Source organism: Pseudonocardia sp. Cha107L01 (assembly GCF_052566575.1).
On the sequence record NZ_CP199579.1, the window covers coordinates 6096658 to 6112653 of the forward strand.

General features: G+C 69.2%; 12 protein-coding genes. 3 read left to right on the forward strand and 9 right to left on the reverse strand.

The window, feature by feature from the left end; genetic code table 11:
* Positions 1-10: 10 nt before the first annotated feature.
* The 6 genes from ACTXG6_RS28535 to ACTXG6_RS28560 form a co-directional block, all read right to left on the reverse strand.
* On the reverse strand, positions 11-334 hold the full coding sequence (locus tag ACTXG6_RS28535; protein ID WP_445182481.1) for an MFS transporter: 324 nt from the start codon (positions 332-334) through the stop codon (positions 11-13).
* A gap of 91 nt (positions 335-425) precedes the next feature.
* The gene (locus ACTXG6_RS28540) at positions 426-2957 is read right to left on the reverse strand and encodes an ATP-dependent Clp protease ATP-binding subunit (protein WP_445182482.1); all 2532 of its coding nucleotides are present in this window, start codon (positions 2955-2957) and stop codon (positions 426-428) included.
* A gap of 262 nt (positions 2958-3219) precedes the next feature.
* On the reverse strand, positions 3220-4221 hold the full coding sequence (locus tag ACTXG6_RS28545; RefSeq protein WP_445182483.1) for an RNA polymerase sigma factor: 1002 nt from the start codon (positions 4219-4221) through the stop codon (positions 3220-3222).
* Between the two features lie 2 nt (positions 4222-4223).
* Entirely contained in the window at positions 4224-4628 is a 405-nt protein-coding gene (hpf, locus tag ACTXG6_RS28550) for a ribosome hibernation-promoting factor, HPF/YfiA family (RefSeq protein WP_445182484.1), read from the reverse strand.
* A gap of 458 nt (positions 4629-5086) precedes the next feature.
* A complete protein-coding gene (locus ACTXG6_RS28555; protein ID WP_445182485.1) occupies positions 5087-5320 on the reverse strand; it encodes a fatty acid desaturase family protein in 234 nt (77 codons plus the stop codon).
* Positions 5321-5436: 116 nt separating this feature from the next.
* Positions 5437-6264: a hypothetical protein gene (locus ACTXG6_RS28560; protein ID WP_445182486.1), complete on the reverse strand. Its 828-nt coding sequence runs from the start codon at positions 6262-6264 to the stop codon at positions 5437-5439.
* Positions 6265-6512: 248 nt separating this feature from the next.
* Here ACTXG6_RS28560 and ACTXG6_RS28565 point away from each other — a divergent pair, with 248 nt between their 5' ends.
* Together ACTXG6_RS28565 and ACTXG6_RS28570 are read left to right on the forward strand one after the other, a co-directional pair.
* Entirely contained in the window at positions 6513-7172 is a 660-nt protein-coding gene (locus tag ACTXG6_RS28565) for a hypothetical protein (protein WP_445182487.1), read from the forward strand.
* A 62-nt stretch (positions 7173-7234) separates the two neighbouring features.
* Positions 7235-7993 (forward strand): hypothetical protein, encoded by a 759-nt coding sequence (locus ACTXG6_RS28570; protein WP_445182488.1) that lies wholly within the window; start codon positions 7235-7237, stop codon positions 7991-7993.
* 345 nt (positions 7994-8338) lie between these two features.
* Here the strand turns inward: ACTXG6_RS28570 and ACTXG6_RS28575 are convergent, their stop codons facing one another.
* Positions 8339-9262 carry an EamA family transporter gene (locus tag ACTXG6_RS28575; RefSeq protein ID WP_445182489.1) on the reverse strand — a complete coding sequence of 308 codons (924 nt, stop codon included), beginning with the start codon at positions 9260-9262 and terminating at the stop codon, positions 8339-8341.
* Between the two features lie 83 nt (positions 9263-9345).
* Between ACTXG6_RS28575 and ACTXG6_RS28580 the strand changes: the two genes are divergently transcribed.
* Positions 9346-10272, forward strand: a complete 927-nt coding sequence (locus tag ACTXG6_RS28580) for a LysR family transcriptional regulator (RefSeq protein WP_445182490.1) — start codon at positions 9346-9348, stop codon at positions 10270-10272.
* An 83-nt stretch (positions 10273-10355) separates the two neighbouring features.
* Here the strand turns inward: ACTXG6_RS28580 and ACTXG6_RS28585 are convergent, their stop codons facing one another.
* Together ACTXG6_RS28585 and ACTXG6_RS28590 are read right to left on the reverse strand one after the other, a co-directional pair.
* Positions 10356-11666 (reverse strand): aspartate aminotransferase family protein, encoded by a 1311-nt coding sequence (locus ACTXG6_RS28585; RefSeq protein ID WP_445182491.1) that lies wholly within the window; start codon positions 11664-11666, stop codon positions 10356-10358.
* A gap of 177 nt (positions 11667-11843) precedes the next feature.
* The gene (locus tag ACTXG6_RS28590) at positions 11844-15974 is read right to left on the reverse strand and encodes a Pls/PosA family non-ribosomal peptide synthetase (protein ID WP_445182492.1); all 4131 of its coding nucleotides are present in this window, start codon (positions 15972-15974) and stop codon (positions 11844-11846) included.
* Positions 15975-15996 lie beyond the last annotated feature (22 nt).

Sequence of the window (15996 nt, forward strand, 5' to 3'; positions counted from 1 at the left end):
CGGGACCGCGTCAGGACGTTGCCTTCTCGCCGTACATCAGCTCCCGCTCGATGGCCTCCAGGCTGCGGCCCTTGGTCGCCGGCATCAGTTTCGTGACGAACAGGAACGCCAGCGCGGTCATCAGGGCGAAGAACACGAAGTTCGCACCGGCGCCGAAGCGGTCCAGCAGACTGGGGAACACCAGCGCCACGATCAGGTTGAACAGCCAGTTGAAGATCACGCACACGCCGACGGCGGCAGCCCGGATGACGCCGGTGTCATAGCCCCAGAGAATTCCGCCGAGCGCACCGAAGAACCAGATCCCCACGTTGCGCACCCGCCGCGTCGACTTCACTCCCTCATCTCCACAGCCATGGGCGGACACGAAAAAGCTGGTGGGTCCGGGTATGCACCCGGACCCACCAGCCTCAGATCAGCGTCCGCGGTTACGCCTCGCCCAGCCCGGCGGGCACCGTGTCCGGCACGACCGCCGGCTTCGGCTCGCCCCGGAAGGTGAACTTGGCCTTGTCGGTCGCGGCGCGGGTGGTGTCGTCGGGGTCGAAGTTCTCCACGTCGATGATGACGATCTGACCGGCCTCGACCTCGCCGAACAGGATCTTCTCCGACAGCTGGTCCTCGATCTCGCGCTGGATGGTGCGGCGCAGCGGCCGCGCCCCCAGCACCGGGTCGAACCCACGACGGGCGAGCAACGTGCGCGCGTTCGGCGTGAGCTCGATCGCCATGTCCTTGTTCTTCAGCTGCGCCTCGACGCGGGTGATCATCAGGTCGACCATGGCCACGATCTGCGGCTCGGTGAGCTGGTGGAACACCACGATGTCGTCGATACGGTTGAGGAACTCCGGCCTGAAGTGCTTCTTCAGCTCGTCGTTGACCTTCGCCTTCATCCGCTCGTAGTTCGAGCCCGCGTCGTTGCCCTGGACGAAGCCGAGCCCGACCGCCTTGGAGATGTCCTGCGTACCGAGGTTCGAGGTGAAGATGATCACGGTGTTCTTGAAGTCCACCGTGCGGCCCTGGCCATCGGTCAGCCGGCCGTCCTCGAGCACCTGCAACAGGGTGTTGTAGATGTCCTGGTGCGCCTTCTCGATCTCGTCGAACAGCACCACCGAGAACGGCTTGCGCCGCACCTTCTCGGTCAGCTGCCCGCCCTCCTCGTAACCCACGTAGCCGGGGGGCGCACCGAACAGCCTCGACGCGGTGAACCGGTCGTGGAACTCACCCATGTCGATCTGGATCAATGCGTCGTCGTCGCCGAACAGGAAGTTCGCCAGCGCCTTGGACAGCTCGGTCTTACCCACACCGGACGGGCCGGCGAAGATGAACGAGCCGGACGGCCGCTTCGGGTCCTTCAGGCCGGCCCGGGTACGCCGGATGGCCTGCGAGACCGACTTGACGGCCTCCTCCTGACCGATGATGCGCTTGTGGAGCTCGTCCTCCATGCGCAGCAGCCGGGAGGTCTCCTCCTCGGTCAGCTTGAACACCGGGATGCCGGTCCAGTTGGCGAGGACCTCGGCGATCTGCTCGTCGTCGACCTCGGCGACCACGTCCAGGTCACCGGACTTCCACTGCTTCTCCCGCTCGGAGCGGCGCGCGAGCAGCTGCTTCTCCGAGTCGCGCAGGTGCGCGGCCCGCTCGAAGTCCTGGCCGTCGATCGCCGACTCCTTGTCCCGACGGACGTTCGCGACCTTCTCGTCGAACTCGCGGAGCTCGGGCGGTGCGGTCATCCGGCGGATCCGCATCCGGGCGCCGGCCTCGTCGATCAGGTCGATTGCCTTGTCCGGGAGGTGCCGGTCGTTGATGTAGCGGTCCGCCAGGGTGGCCGCGGCGACCAGCGCGGAGTCGGTGAAGCTGACCCGGTGGTGCGCCTCGTAGCGGTCGCGCAGACCCTTCAGGATCTCGATGGTGTGCCCGACGCTCGGCTCGCCCACCTGGATCGGCTGGAAGCGGCGCTCGAGGGCGGCGTCCTTCTCGACGTACTTGCGGTACTCGTCGAGCGTGGTGGCACCGATGGTCTGCAGCTCACCCCGCGCCAGCATCGGCTTCAGGATGGACGCGGCGTCGATCGCGCCCTCGGCGGCACCCGCACCCACGAGCGTGTGCATCTCGTCGATGAACAGGATGATGTCGCCCCGGGTGCGGATCTCCTTGAGCACCTTCTTCATGCGCTCTTCGAAGTCACCCCGGTACCGGGAGCCGGCGACCATCGAACCCATGTCGAGGGTGTAGATCTGCTTGTCCTTCAGCGTCTCGGGCACCTCGCCCGCGACGATGCTCAGCGCGAGGCCCTCGACGACCGCGGTCTTACCCACGCCCGCCTCACCGATCAGCGCCGGGTTGTTCTTGGTGCGCCTCGACAGCACCTGCATGACCCGCTCGATTTCCTTCTCCCGGCCGATGACCGGATCGAGCTTGCCCTCGCGGGCCGACTGGGTCAGGTTGCGCCCGAACTGGTCGAGCACCAGCGAGCTGGACGGGGTGGCCTCGCCGCGAGTCCCGGAGGTGCCCTCGGCCGGCTCCTTGCCCTGGTAACCCGACAGCAGCTGCAGCACCTGCTGGCGCACCCGGTTCAGGTCAGCACCGAGCTTGACCAGCACCTGCGCCGCGACGCCCTCGCCCTCGCGGATCAGCCCGAGCAGGATGTGCTCGGTGCCGATGTAGTTGTGCCCCAGCTGCAGCGCCTCGCGCAGGGACAGCTCGAGCACCTTCTTAGCCCTCGGTGTGAAGGGGATGTGTCCGCTGGGGGCCTGCTGCCCCTGGCCGATGATCTCCTCGACCTGCTGGCGGACCCCTTCGAGGGCGATTCCGAGCGACGCCAGCGACTTCGCCGCGACGCCCTCGCCCTCGTGGATCAGGCCCAGCAGGACGTGCTCGGTACCGATGTAGTTGTGGTTGAGCGCCCGAGCCTCTTCTTGAGCCAGGACGACAACTCGCCTAGCGCGGTCGGTGAATCTCTCAAACATTTTGCACTCCCTGACTGCGCAGCCGCGCTGGCCTCGCTTCCGGGCGTGCCGGAACCGCGTTCCCTACTGTATCTGGCGAATGGCCGTCGCCGCTTCGTACGCACGGCTGGACCGCTGACCGAGTGTCCCGCCACTCTCCGTAACAACACCCCACTGGCCCGATGACCTGCGGGCGAGCTGTGGTGGGCAGTGGCTTCAGCTGCGAGAGAACACCCGGTCTCGTCGTCCTGGAGCGTCGGGAGGACGGGCCCAGCCGGTTACCTCAGTTGAGGTAGTCCCGCAGTTCCCGGGTCTGCGCGGACAGCCGAAGCCTCGCCATCGCCGTCGACTCGATCTGGCGGATCCGTTCCCGGCTCACCCCGTAGACCTGGCCGATGTCGTCCAGCGTGCGGGCCTGGCCGTCGGTGAACCCGAACCGGAGCCCGATCACACCGGCCTCCCGCTCGGGCAGCGTGGCCAGCACGGCCCGCAGGTTGTCCCCCAGCAGCGAGAAGCTCGCGATGTCGGCGATGCCGATGGCCTGGGCGTCCTCGATGAAGTCGCCAAGGTGCGCGTCGCCGTCGCCGATCAGCTTGTCCAGCGAGACCGGCTCGCGGGCGTAGTCCTGGACCTCCCGCACCTTCTCCACGGTGAGGTCCAGTGCCGTGGCCAGCTCCTCCCGGGTGGGGTCCCGGCCCGTCTCCTGCCGCATCTGCCGCTGGACCCGGGCGAGCTTGTTGATGATCTCGACCAGGTGCACCGGGATCCGGATGGTGCGACTCTGGTCGCCCATGGCCCGGGTGATCGCCTGTCGGATCCACCAGGTCGCGTAGGTGGAGAACTTGCAGCCCTTCGTGTAGTCGAACTTCTCGACCGCACGGATGAGGCCCAGGTTGCCTTCCTGGATCAGGTCGAGGAAGTCCATGCCGCGGCCGGTGTAGCGCTTGGCCAGTGAGACCACCAGCCGCAGGTTGGCCTCCAGCAGGTGGTTCTTGGCCCGCTCGCCGTCGCGCACGATCCAGCGCAGGTCCCGGCGCAGCTGCCGGGAGAGCTGCTCCGCGTCCCGGTCCTCGGTGGCCTCGCCGCGACGCAGCCGTTCGGCGGCGTAGAGGCCGGCTTCGACATGCTTGGACACCTCGACCTCGGCCTCGGCGTTCAGCAGGGCGACCTTGCCGATCTGGTTGAGGTACGCCCGCACCGGGTCCGTCGAGACCGTCAGCTCGGCGTCGCGGCGTACCCGGCCCCGCCTGGTGGCCGGCCCGAGGGCGGCGCCGGTGTCTGCCATGGCTAGCCGCCGCGCAGGGGCCGCGGCAGGGGCTCGCCCTCGCCCGGCACAACGGGCAGTGCGTCGGCCAGCGGCGCGGTGGCCTCCGCGACCGAGATCGGCTGATGCTGGCCGTAGTGCACTCGGCGGCGATCGCGGTTGCGCCGCAGCTGTGCCTCCAGCTTTCCGACCGCGGCGTCGAGCGCGGCGTAGAGATCGTGCGCGGAGGCTTCGGCGCGCACCACTGAGCCATCGACGTCGCCGGTGATCTCGACGCGTTGGCACTCCTTGGCCTGTCGGGGGTTCTTCTCCTCGTGCAGGACGACCTCGTAGCGGGTGACGTGGCTGTTGTACCGCTCGAGTCCGGCGAGCTTGTCGGCGATGTAGCCGCGGTGATGGTCGGACACGTCGACGTTCCGGCCGGTCACCACGATAACGTCGCCCGGACCGGAGTCCTGGGTTGTGCCGGATTTCCTGGACCGCGATCTTCTCAGGCCGCTCACGTCATTCATGGAAGTCCACTTCCCAGGCCGTATCGCCAGGCCCGCTGAATTCGATCGGTGGTTGTTGCTGCCGTGCAACCCTGGAGGGGACGGCAATTCGACCGGTTCGATTCGCGCGGCAAAACTACGCTAGGTCAGTTCCCAGGAATGTCCACCGTCGGTCTCCCATCGCTTAATGGGAGAGCTGTCTTCAGCATTATCGACCGGGGTGGGCCGGACCGGGCCGAGAACCGACGCCATGTCGGTGCTCCTGTCTCCGGCCAGAGGAAAAACCGGAACCGCCGTGCGCTGGCGACGACGCCAGCATGGACGCCGACGCTCGAAATGTCTTCAGCAGTACCGACCATACTCCGGTTCGGTCCACCCGGCGTTCCGGAAATGGCTCAGCGGGTGGCGGCCCGCAGCGGCGCGCTCACCCTGTGCAGGTGTTGCAGCACCTCCCCGTAGGTCCGGAGCCAGCCGCACTCCGCGTACTCGATGCCCAGTGTTGCGCAGTGCGCGCGCACGATCGGTTGTGCCCGGCGCAGGTTCGGCCGCGGCATGTTCGGGAACAGGTGGTGCTCGATCTGGTAGTTCAGGCCGCCGAGGGCAAAATCCACCCAGCGACCAGGCGGCACCGCATCGCGGCGTCCCCGCGATCTAGGTAAAGCGTTCCACGGGACTCCCCGATCGGCAAACGACCGCCGTGTGAACTTACGTCGTCCTTACTCGCGTGCCCGCGTGGCCGGCGCGGTCAGGGGACCGCGGCGGGTTCCAGCGGTGGCCGCGCGGGCGAGCGGGCCAGCACCAACACGCCGAGGGCCGCCAGCACCAGGCCCACCGCCATCGGGAACTGCCAGCCGGCGCGCACCGTGTCGTCGAGCAGCACGATGCCGACCAGGCCCGGCACGATCACCTCGGTCACCTGGAACACCGCGGTGACCCGGTCCAGACTGCCCAGCCGCAGGGCCCGTGTGTAGCTGAGCATGCCGATCGCCCAGAGGACGAGCACCAGGTAGAACGCCGGCTGGCTGAGCAGGTCGACCAGGCCGAAGGCCCGCCCCGGCTGCACGTGCACGGCACGGACCGCCAGCGAGGTGCCGCCGAAGCCCAGCCCGGCGATGATGGACAGCGGCCAGGCGCCCCGGTCACGCCACAGCAGGACCATCGCCACCGCGAGCAGCACCGCCGCCCCGAACAGGACGCCGTACGCGGTCGCCGTCGCGGTCGCGGGCCGGTCGCCGCCGGCACTCCCCGCGACCAGCACCAGGCCGACGAGGCAGGCCCCGATCGCCAAGCGGTCGACCTGGCGCAGTGCCCAGCCGTAGCGAATCCGGGCGGCCACAGCGGTCAACGCGATGGACCCGCCCAGAATCCCCTGGACCGCGAAGACCGGCAGGTGCCGCAGTGCGACGACCGTGCACACCCAGGCCAGCCCGTCGACGAGCAGGCCGACGACGTAGTGCGGTTGGGTCAGCAGCTGCCGTTGTCGCTTCACCCGCTGGGTCGCGTCGGCCTGCAGCAGACCCGCGACGCTGTTCAGCACCATCCCGCCCAGCGCGAAGAGCATCCCGATCAACACGACCCCATCACCCCCGGCCGTCCGGCGTCTGCCCAGCGCGCATCATTGCCCAAATCATGCCCGGTGGCCGATTCGGGCCGACAAGGGCGCGCCGTTCGGCACCAAGGCCACCGAGCGGACCAGCGCTTTTGGTGGCGAGGGCGGGTAGAGTCCAGCACGAGCCCGGGACCCCGGCGATGGCTACGCGCTGTCCGCTGGAAGGGTCCGCGATGGTGAGAGACGGTTGGCCGCCGGGGGCGCGACATCGCGTGGCACGCATCGTGCTGAGTGCCGGTGGCGCCGCTGTACTGGCCTCGTTGGCGGCCGCCGGCGTGTTGTTGGAACCGATGAGTGTGGCCTCCTTGGTTCCGCTCGCCATGGTGGGCGCGGTCGTGAGATTCAGTCACCCAGGGCCCACTCCGTCCAGTATTGACGACGGCCGGGCACTGGCGGCGGCCGCGGCCGTGACCGCGTTCGAGGTGTACGTCGTCGGTTTGAGCCTGGTGGGGCTCGTGGTGCTGACCGGACTGGCTGCCACGCCGATCCTGACCTTCGCGGTGGTCTGTGGCGCTGGCCGGTGGTGGATCAAGGGGCAGCGCCGCCACGGTTGGCTCCTGGTGGGCGACGACCCGTCCGATCAGCCGCTCGCGCCGCGCTCGCCACTGGAGCTGACGTCCACCGCCGCGCTGTGCCGTCGCTGGCGGGCCAGCTACCTGCGGCTCGACCGCGCGCCCAGCCCGGTCACGCGGGAACGCATCGCGGCCGCGCGACGCGATCTGCTGGCCGAGTTCGAGCGTCGCGATCCCGCGGGTTTCGCCAGGTTCCTCGCCTCCCGCGATCCGGCCGGCCGGTACCCCGTCCGGTTCTGCCGCGACATGACCGCCGACGAGCTGCCTGCCCCCCACTCGGCCTCGCCGCCACCCCACTGAGCTGATCGGCCGGCACCGGGACTACCCGTCGGCCTCGGCGCGTTGTTACGTCTGTGGGCTCGATGCTGAGCAGGCGCCAGACAAGCGGGTTGATGCTGTACGCCGACGCACTCGAGGCATTCGGCCGGGACGGGGTGCTCGGGCAGCGGTACGACGAGGTGCCGGTCGGCCAGATCGTCGGCACGATGGCCCGCACCCGCGACTTCGACGGCGAGTTCCGGCTGCGCAACCGTGCCCTGACCGGCCGCTGGCGGTCGGTGGCCGCCGTGATGGCCCTCGGTGTCGAGCCACCGGTCGAGCTGATCCAGCTGGGCGAGCTGTACTTCGTCGTCGACGGTCATCACCGGGTCTCGGTGGCCCGGTCGCTGGGCCGGCGGAGCGTGACCGCGCAGGTGCTGCACCTCTGCACGGTCGCCTACGCGATGGCCTGCCTGCGGCTGCCGGACCTGCCCAGCAAGGCCGCTGAACGGCGGTTCCTGCAGCGGGTTCCGCTGCCCGACGCGGTGCGTCCCGAGCTGTGGCTCGACGAGCCGGCCCAGTGGGCACGGCTCGCGGACGCTGCCGAAGCGTGGGCGTTCCGCCAGTCGCGCGGCGGCCGGGCACTGACCGACCCGGAGACACTCGCCTCGACGTGGTGGGCGGAGGAGGTCGTACCGGTGCTGGAGCGGCTGCGCGCCGGCGGCGCCCCGGTGTCGCTGCGGGACGTGCAGGTCTACGCCACCGCGCTCGGCGCCCGCGACAGGTTCGGCTGGGCGGAGTGGCCCGCCGACCTGGCCGATCAGGTCTTCGACCCCGCCGGCCGACCCAGGGCCACCGGCTAGAGATCCTTGGGCGACCATGGCGACAGCTCGTCGCAACGGGACGCCCTGTGAACGGGACACAAGGCTCAGGGTGACGCCGCGTCACTGACAGGAGCCTGGTCTAGCGCACCGATGGTCCACCGAGACCCACGCCAGTCCGGTATTTTCCGCCCAGATCCGGACTCACGTTAACCTCGACGCTTCCCCGGACTCAGGGCACTGGCCTGAGTCGATCTGCCGGTCACCGACTGTGACTGCCGTGGCGTAGCGGCCGGCGGCGGTCTGTCGTCCACTCCGACAACGCCGCGAGGCGCCGACTGCGCCGCGCGGCAGAGCGCATTGTTCGGGGCGCTCCCAGGGCGGACCCTAGAGCGTTTCACCGCGCGGGCAGGTGACCCCGGCCGGCTCGACGGTGTCCGGCCGGGCGAGGGCCAACGTCGGCGCGACCGGTGCTTCGACCGGGTCGAGAGGGGCCTTGCGCTGGGCGCCGATACCCGCCGCGATCACCAGTGCAACCCCGACCACCTGCACCGGGCTCGGGGTCTGGGCCAGCAACAACAGGCCGAATGCGGTGCCGAGGCCGGGTTCCAGCGCCATCAACGTGCCGAACGCGGTCACCGACATCCGGCGCAGGGCCAACATCTCGAACGCGAACGCCAGCAACGGTACGAGCAGCGCCAGACCGAGTCCCTGCAGGGCGATCATCGGCGTCAACCCGTGGATCGCCGGCCAGGCACCGAACGGGGCCGCCACCAGGGCGGCGATGCTGAGCGACATCGCCAGTCCCTGCAGCCCGCGCACCTGGGCGCCGACGCGCTGGGTCAGCAGGATGTAGCCGCCCCAGCCGACCGCCGAGGCGACCGCGAACCCGATTCCGGGCAGGTTCAGCTGGCCGACCCAGGGGCGGGTCAACCCGACCACCCCGACGAGGGCGAGAGCCGGCCAGACCAGCGCCGAGCGCCGGTGCGCACGGATCGCGGCCACGCTCAGCGGCCCGAGGAACTCGATCGCGACCACGGTACCGAGCGGGAGCCGGGCCACCGCCTCGATGAACACCAGCGTCATCGCACCGGTCGCCGTGCCGAGCAACAGGGTGCCCACCAGCACTGAGCGGGTGAGACCGCGCAGTCTGGGCCGGGTGACCGCCATCAGGATCACCGCCGCGATGGCCACCCGGATCCATGCCGATCCCGCCGGGGTGAGTGCGGCGAACAGGTGCGTGCTCAGTGCCGCGCCGAGCTGCACCGACACCATCGCCGACACGGCCAGGGCGGGAGCGGGGATCCTCATGGTGCCCAGTTAACGTGCGCTTTCAGTACACGTCCAGCGATGATTTCGCACTATATTGTTCACAGATCATGAACAATGGGCGGATGGACCTGGACAAGCTGCGCGCCCTCGTCGAGCTCTCCAGGCTGGGCACGATGACCGAGGTCGCCCAGGCCACCGGTTTCGGCACCTCGGCCGTCAGCCAGCAGCTGGCCGCGCTGGAACGCCAGGTCGGGGTGACGTTGCTGGAGGCCGCCGGGCGACGGGTCCGGTTGACCCCCGCCGGCCGCAGGTTGGCCGCCCACGGGCGCGACATCCTGGCCGCGGTCACCGCCGCCGAGCTCGACCTGGCGGCCAGGGACGAACCGCACGGTCTGGTCCGGGTCGCCGGCTACACCACCGCACTGCGCCGGCATCTGCTGCCGACCCTCGACGGGCTGGCGCGCTTGTATCCCCGGGTGCGGTTGGAGCTGCACGAGAGCGAGCCCGACGAGGTGGACGCGCTGCTCGACGCCGATCTGATCGACCTGGGGCTCGTCTACGACTACACCCTGGTCCCGAGGCAGTGGCGACACTCCCCCACCCTGCTCTCGACCCGGCCGATGGTGCTGGCGGTGCCACCCGGCCTGGTCGTGGCGGACCGCATCCGCACCCCGGACGACCTGGATCCGCTGCGCGACCTGGACTGGATCGGCAACTCCCGCGACACCGGCGACGACGAGCTCGCCGAGCGGCTGTGCGCGCTGGCCGGCTGGACACCGCGACTGCGGCACCGGGCCGACAGCCTCGAGCTGGTCGTCGACCTCGTACTCGCGGGCCAGGGCGTCTGCGTGCTGGCCACCGATGCCCCCGAGACGCAGCGCGTGCGGACCGTCCCGTTCGACCTGGCCCGCACCGAACGGCGGATGTGGAGCCTGGTCCGCGCCGGTACCCAGGCCTGGCCGGCGACCGTGGCCGTCATCGACCGCGTCCGCGCGCACGCGGACAACGAGGTCGGGGCAATGGAAGAGCACGACCGCAAGGACCGCTAGGGGAGCTCAGGCCGGCAGTCCGGCGGCCCGCCCCAGCTCTGCGTAGGGATACGCAACACGGAGCCCGCGCCAGTCTCCGTCAGCTAGCCGACGGCGGCGCTCTGGCTCGTGCCCACGTAGCTGGCCTCGAGGGCCTGCACCAGGATCGACAGGGCCATGTCGACGACCTCCTCGGTGACGTTGAGCGGCGGCAGCATCCGCACCACGCAGTCGTCGCGGCCGCCAAGCTCGAGGATGAGACCCGCGCGCACCGCCCGGGCCTGCACCTCCTCGGCGAGCTCGCCCGCGGTTCGCCCGTCGGCCGGCGCGTTCAGCTCGATGCCCCACATCAGGCCACGGCCGCGAACCTCGCGGACGGCGGGATGCGGTTCGAGGTCCGCCAGCCGCCGGGCGATCTGCTCGCCGCGGGCGCGGACGTTGCCCAGGATGTCGTCACGGCGGAACATCTCGACCGCCTTCACCCCCGCCGCGAACGCCAGCTGGTTGCCCCGGAACGTGCCCGAGTGCGCACCCGGCTTCCACACATCCAGCTCCCGGCCGTACAGGATGATCGCCACCGGCAACCCCATCCCGCTCAACGCCTTCGACGCCACAACCACATCCGGCTCGATGTCGTACTGCTCGAACGCGAACCAACTCCCCGTCCGACCACACCCGGTCTGCACCTCATCCACGATCAACACAACACCCAGCTCACGAGTCAACCGCCGCACCCGCTGCACAAACTCCCTGATCGCCGGGTTGACCCCACCCTCACCCTGCACCATCTCCATGATCACCGCCGCCGGCAACGGAATCCCACCATTCGGATCCGTCAACGCGTACTCCAGGAACGCCGCACAGTTCGCATCCCAACTCACCGGATCCGCACCCGCCGGACAACTCCCCCCCGAGGCAAACGGAAAGAAATGCACCCCCGGCATCCCGTTCGCGATCGGCCCCTTCTGCGCCAGATTCCCGGTCAACGCCATCCCCACATGCGAACTGCCATGGAACCCACCCTGAAACGCCACAATGTCACCCCGACCCGTCGCCGTCTTGGCCAACTTGATCGCCGCATCCACCGCATTCGCCCCGGTCGGCCCACAAAACTGGATCTTCATCCGATCCCGCATACCGACCGGCAACATCGACAACTGCGCCTCCGTGAACGCATCCTTCACCGGCGACGGCATATCCAACCCATGCGTGAACACACCCATCTGCTCCGCCGCCACCCGCACCAACTCCGGATGGTTGTGCCCGAACGACAACACCCCCGCACCCGCCAAAAAATCGATGAACACATTCCCGTCAAGATCACGGATGAAGGACCCAGCCGCATCCGCCACCGCGAACGGGAAGTGCCGCGGATAGACCCGGGCATTCGACTCCCGCAACTCCTGCCGGGCCAACAGCTCGGCGGAACGGGGCCCGGGCAGCGCACCGGTCACGTGCGGGCGGGACGGCATCTCCCGGTGAGCCGGGCTGGGCCTCTCGGGCGCGACGGTCATGGCGTTCTCCTACGGTTCGGGTCGAAGTGGTAGACGTCTACGGGGTCGCGGCCCGCTGACCGGGCCGGTCAGCCTTGGTCAGGCAGCCTGGACGACGGGTGTCGGCGCCACGACCGACGTGATCGGAGTAGCGGTGGCGGGCTGGGCGACGGGCCGGACCTCGGTGGCCGGGTTGCCGCCCCAGCGGGTGAACGGGGCGGTCTGTTCGCCCTTCATCAGGAAGGTGTCGGAGTCCAGGACGGTGCCCTCGCCCACGGTGACGCCGTAGTGCACGAAGGCCGCGACGCCCAGGACGGCCCCGGAGCCGATCACCGTGTAGTCGGACTTGAAGGTGCCGTCCTCGAGTGAGTGGCACTGGATGACGGCGCCGGCGTTGAGCACGACGTCGTCGCCGAGGGAGACCAGGGTCTTTTCCGGGATCCCGGCGCCGTCGTCGAACAGCCGCTTGCCGACCCGCACGCCGAGTAGCCGCCAGGACAGCCCACGGAACGGGGTGCCCGCGAACAGTGGCGCGGCGAGCACCTTCCAGAGCCGCTCGTGGCGCCAGAAGTAGGGGTCGTAGATGGAGACGAAGCGTGGGATCAGGCGGTGGAAGCCCATCACGGCCCGCTCGGCGAAGGCGGCGAAGAGCGCGTTGAACACCATCATCGCGAGGAGCCCGAGCGCGATGGAGAAGTTGCCGAAGCGGCGGTAGAAGCTGGCCGCCGCCGTCAGCAGCAGGAACACCGCGAAGAACTGCACCCAGCGGAACAGCAGGAACATGACCATGCTGGCGACGTTGCTGCGGGCCTTGGCCGCGAGGCGCTTGCGTAGCACCGCGGGGGCCTTGAGCTCGTCGAAGGCGGAGTCGCGGGCGACCGAGCGCGGGATCTCGAACGGCGGCGAGCCGAGCAGGCCGACGTTCTCCCGTACGGGTCCGTCGATCGGGACCATCACCTTGGTGCCGAGCAGCACGTTCTCGCCGATCCGGGCGCCGGCGGGCAGGGCGATGTTGTTGCCCATGAAGTTCCGCGCGCCGATCTCGATCCGCGACATCTTGAACGAGGTGCTCGAGAAGTCCGAGTTCATGATCTGCAGGCCGTCGGACAACATCGTGCCGGTGCCGACGGTCGTGAGCAGCGCCGAGTCGTGGGTGATCTCGGTGCCGAAGTTCGATCCGGTCTGCTCGACGACCCCGAGGCGGTAGCCGATGCCGCGTGTGTAGCCGACGGCGGCGGAGCTGTCGCCGAACATCAGCATGAAGAACCGGGAGTTGCTCAGCACGGTGATCGCCTGCGCGACGAGGTAGCGCAACCCGTAGAGCCGGTAGGTCTTGCCGGGGCGCACCAGTGGGCTGAGCAGCCGGGGCCCGATGATCATCGCGAGCAGGCTGAGCAGGCTGAACCCGAAGAACACGATCGCCGAGATCGCGGCCATCGACAGGTAGAACCGAGCCCCGGTGAGCTGCAGCTTCGTCGAGTCGAAGTAGATCGCGACCAGCGGGATCTTCGTGAGCAGGGTGACCACGACACCGGAGATGACCGGGACTCCGACCAGCGTGGCCAGCAGCTGCGCCGCGCTGAAGAAGAACCGCCGCGCGGTACGCATCCGGACCGGGTTGACCACCCGGTAGTCGGTGTCGGTCGGCTCCGCGGGCACGCCGTGCCAGGTCTCACCGGGCGGCACGACCTGGCCGGTGTGCAGCGACGAGCTGTGCCCGAGCTGCGCATCGTCGCCCATGGTGGTGCCGGTGTCGAGCACGCTCGTCTCGCCGACGAAGACGTCACGCCCCAGGGTCACCCGCCCGGTCCGCAGGTAACCGTTGACCGCGTGGTAGCCGGTGAACGAGACGCCCCGCCGGATGAGGGTGCCGGCGCCGATGGTGATCAGGTCGGTGGCCACCGGCACGGTGGTCGACAGGATGGTGGCACCGCGACCGATCTTCGCGCCGAGTGCCCGCAGGTAGAGAACGTAGATCGGGGATCCGGCGAACAGCACCAGCGGGTTGGCCCTGATCAGCGTCTTGACCGTCCAGAAGCGCAGGTAGTCCAGGCTCCACAGCCGGATGTCGCGTTCCTTCCAGCGCCCGACGAGGATCCACTTCGCCAGGACCGGCAGCACGCAGGCCAACAGGAACAGTGCGGCGGTGTAGACGCCGGACCGCTCGAACACCGCCAGTGGGGTGGCGCCGGCGGCGGCCCAGGTGAAGCCGACGTCGAGCAGCAGCGCGCCGAGGTAGGTGAAGGCCAAAAAGATCAGCAGCTGCAGCGCCCCGGTCATCAGGTACAGCGCGTTGCTGGTGCGCACCACGGTGGCCGTGCTGTTCTCCGGGGCCGCCTCGGCATCCCCCAGGGCCGCCGCGAGCCGGCGGACCGTCGGGTTGCCGTAGATCTCGCGCATGGACAGCGACGGCAGTGTGCTCTCCCGGCGCACCAGTGCGGAGAACCGGGCCATCAGCAGTGAGTTCGCGCCGAGGTCGGTGTAGAAATCGCTCTCCACCGACACCTCGTCGACCCCGAGGATACGGGCCAGCGCGTCGGCGAGAATGGTCTCGGTCCCGGTGGCCGGCGCGACGTAGTCGCCGCTCGGGGCACTGCGGCGGGTGGTGGGTGCGGGTAGGGCCTTGCGGTCGGCTTTGTCCGAGGTGGTCATCGGGATGACGTCGAGGTGCTGCAGGTAGGCGGGCACCATGTAGGAGGGCAGCCGTTCGCGCAGGTGGTCGTAGATGATCTCGGTGTCCAGCTCGGCGACTCCGGTGCGCAGGCTGTAGTAGCCGGCCAGCTCGACGGTGCCCGGCGTGGGTTCGAAGGTGTCGACCACCGCCGCGGCGACCCCGGGTACGTGCAGCAGCACCGATTCGATCTCGGTGAGCTCGATGCGGTAGCCGCGGATCTTGACCTGCAGGTCGATCCGGCCGAGGTACTCGATCTCGCCCTCGGCGTTGATCCGGCCCAGGTCACCGGTGCGGTAGATCCGCCGGGACGGGTTGTCGGCGATGCCGACCAGGTCCGGGATGAACGCCTTCTCGGTCAGGTCGTCGCGGTTGAGATATCCGGTGGCCAGGCCGATACCGGCGATGCCGATCTCGCCGACCTCACCGAAGGGCAGCGCCTGGAACGGGTTGTCCCGGTCCAGCACGAGGATGGAGTAGGTGGGCAGCGGTACCCCGATGGTGACCGGGTGCTCCGGGTGCAGCACGGTCCAGGTGGCGGTCACGGTGGCCTCGGTGGGCCCGTAGACGTTGAGGAAGCGGCGCCCGGGGCGGTGCCAGCGGGCGATCAGGTCCTGGGGGCACGCCTCACCGGAGACCAGCAGGAACCGCAGCCGCGGCAGGTCGTCCTCGATCGTGGCCAGCAGCGTCGGCACCACACACATCGCGGTGATCCGCTGCTCGGTGAGGAACTGGTGCAGGTCCAACCCCAACAGGCTCGGCCCGGCCGGCTTCGGCACCAGCGTCGCCCCGGCCATCCAGGGCACCCAGATCTCCTCGATCGAGAAGTCGAACGCGATCGTCATGCCCTGATACACCCGGTCGGTGGCGTGTACGCCGTAAACCTCGGCGGCCACCCGCACGAAGTTGCAGATGCTCGCGTGACTGATCGCCACGCCCTTGGGCCGCCCGGTGGTGCCGGAGGTGTAGATCAGGTACGCCAGATCCTCAACCGCCGGGCCCCGCTCGGCCGCGGTGAGGCGGGCATCGGAGTGGGCGGCGATGGTGTCGGCGTCGATGTCCAGGTACAGCAGCCCGGGGGCGAAGTCCGCCAGCCCCTCGACCCGCTCACGCACCGGCGAGAGCGACAGCACGAACCGCGCACCGGCGTCGGACAGGATGTAGCTGATCCGGTCGGACGGGAAGCCGACATCCAGCGGCACGTACGCGGCGTTGATCTTCAGCACCGCCAGCATGCTGACGTAGGAGTACACAGCCTGGTCGAACAGCAGGCCGATCCGATCGCCAGGGCGGGCACCGTTCGCCAGCAGGTAACGGGCCAGCTGGTTCGCGCGCTCGTCCAGTTCCGGAAAACTCAACTTGACCTCACCGGCATCAACGGCCAGGTGATCAGGATTTTCGTAGGCGCGCATCCAGTCGACGCGTTCCTCGAACACGTGATCCAGCCGCTCACCAGGGACGGTCCGAAATCCCTCCGGATAACCGGCGGCGACGAGTACCGGTGGCCCATCCGCGCCCGGGTCTGGCGCCTGGTTCGGTTCCTGCAGCAGCGTGGACACGGTCACTCCTCGAAACTCTCGA

Coding starts and splice junctions, on each gene's coding strand:
- ACTXG6_RS28540 (WP_445182482.1), bottom strand. CDS start 2,957: ATGTTTGAGAGATTCACCGACCGCGCTAGGCGAGTTGTCGTCCTGGCT.
- ACTXG6_RS28575 (WP_445182489.1), bottom strand. CDS start 9,262: ATGAGGATCCCCGCTCCCGCCCTGGCCGTGTCGGCGATGGTGTCGGTG.
- ACTXG6_RS28580 (WP_445182490.1), top strand. CDS start 9,346: ATGGACCTGGACAAGCTGCGCGCCCTCGTCGAGCTCTCCAGGCTGGGC.
- ACTXG6_RS28570 (WP_445182488.1), top strand. CDS start 7,235: ATGCTGAGCAGGCGCCAGACAAGCGGGTTGATGCTGTACGCCGACGCA.
- ACTXG6_RS28545 (WP_445182483.1), bottom strand. CDS start 4,221: ATGGCAGACACCGGCGCCGCCCTCGGGCCGGCCACCAGGCGGGGCCGG.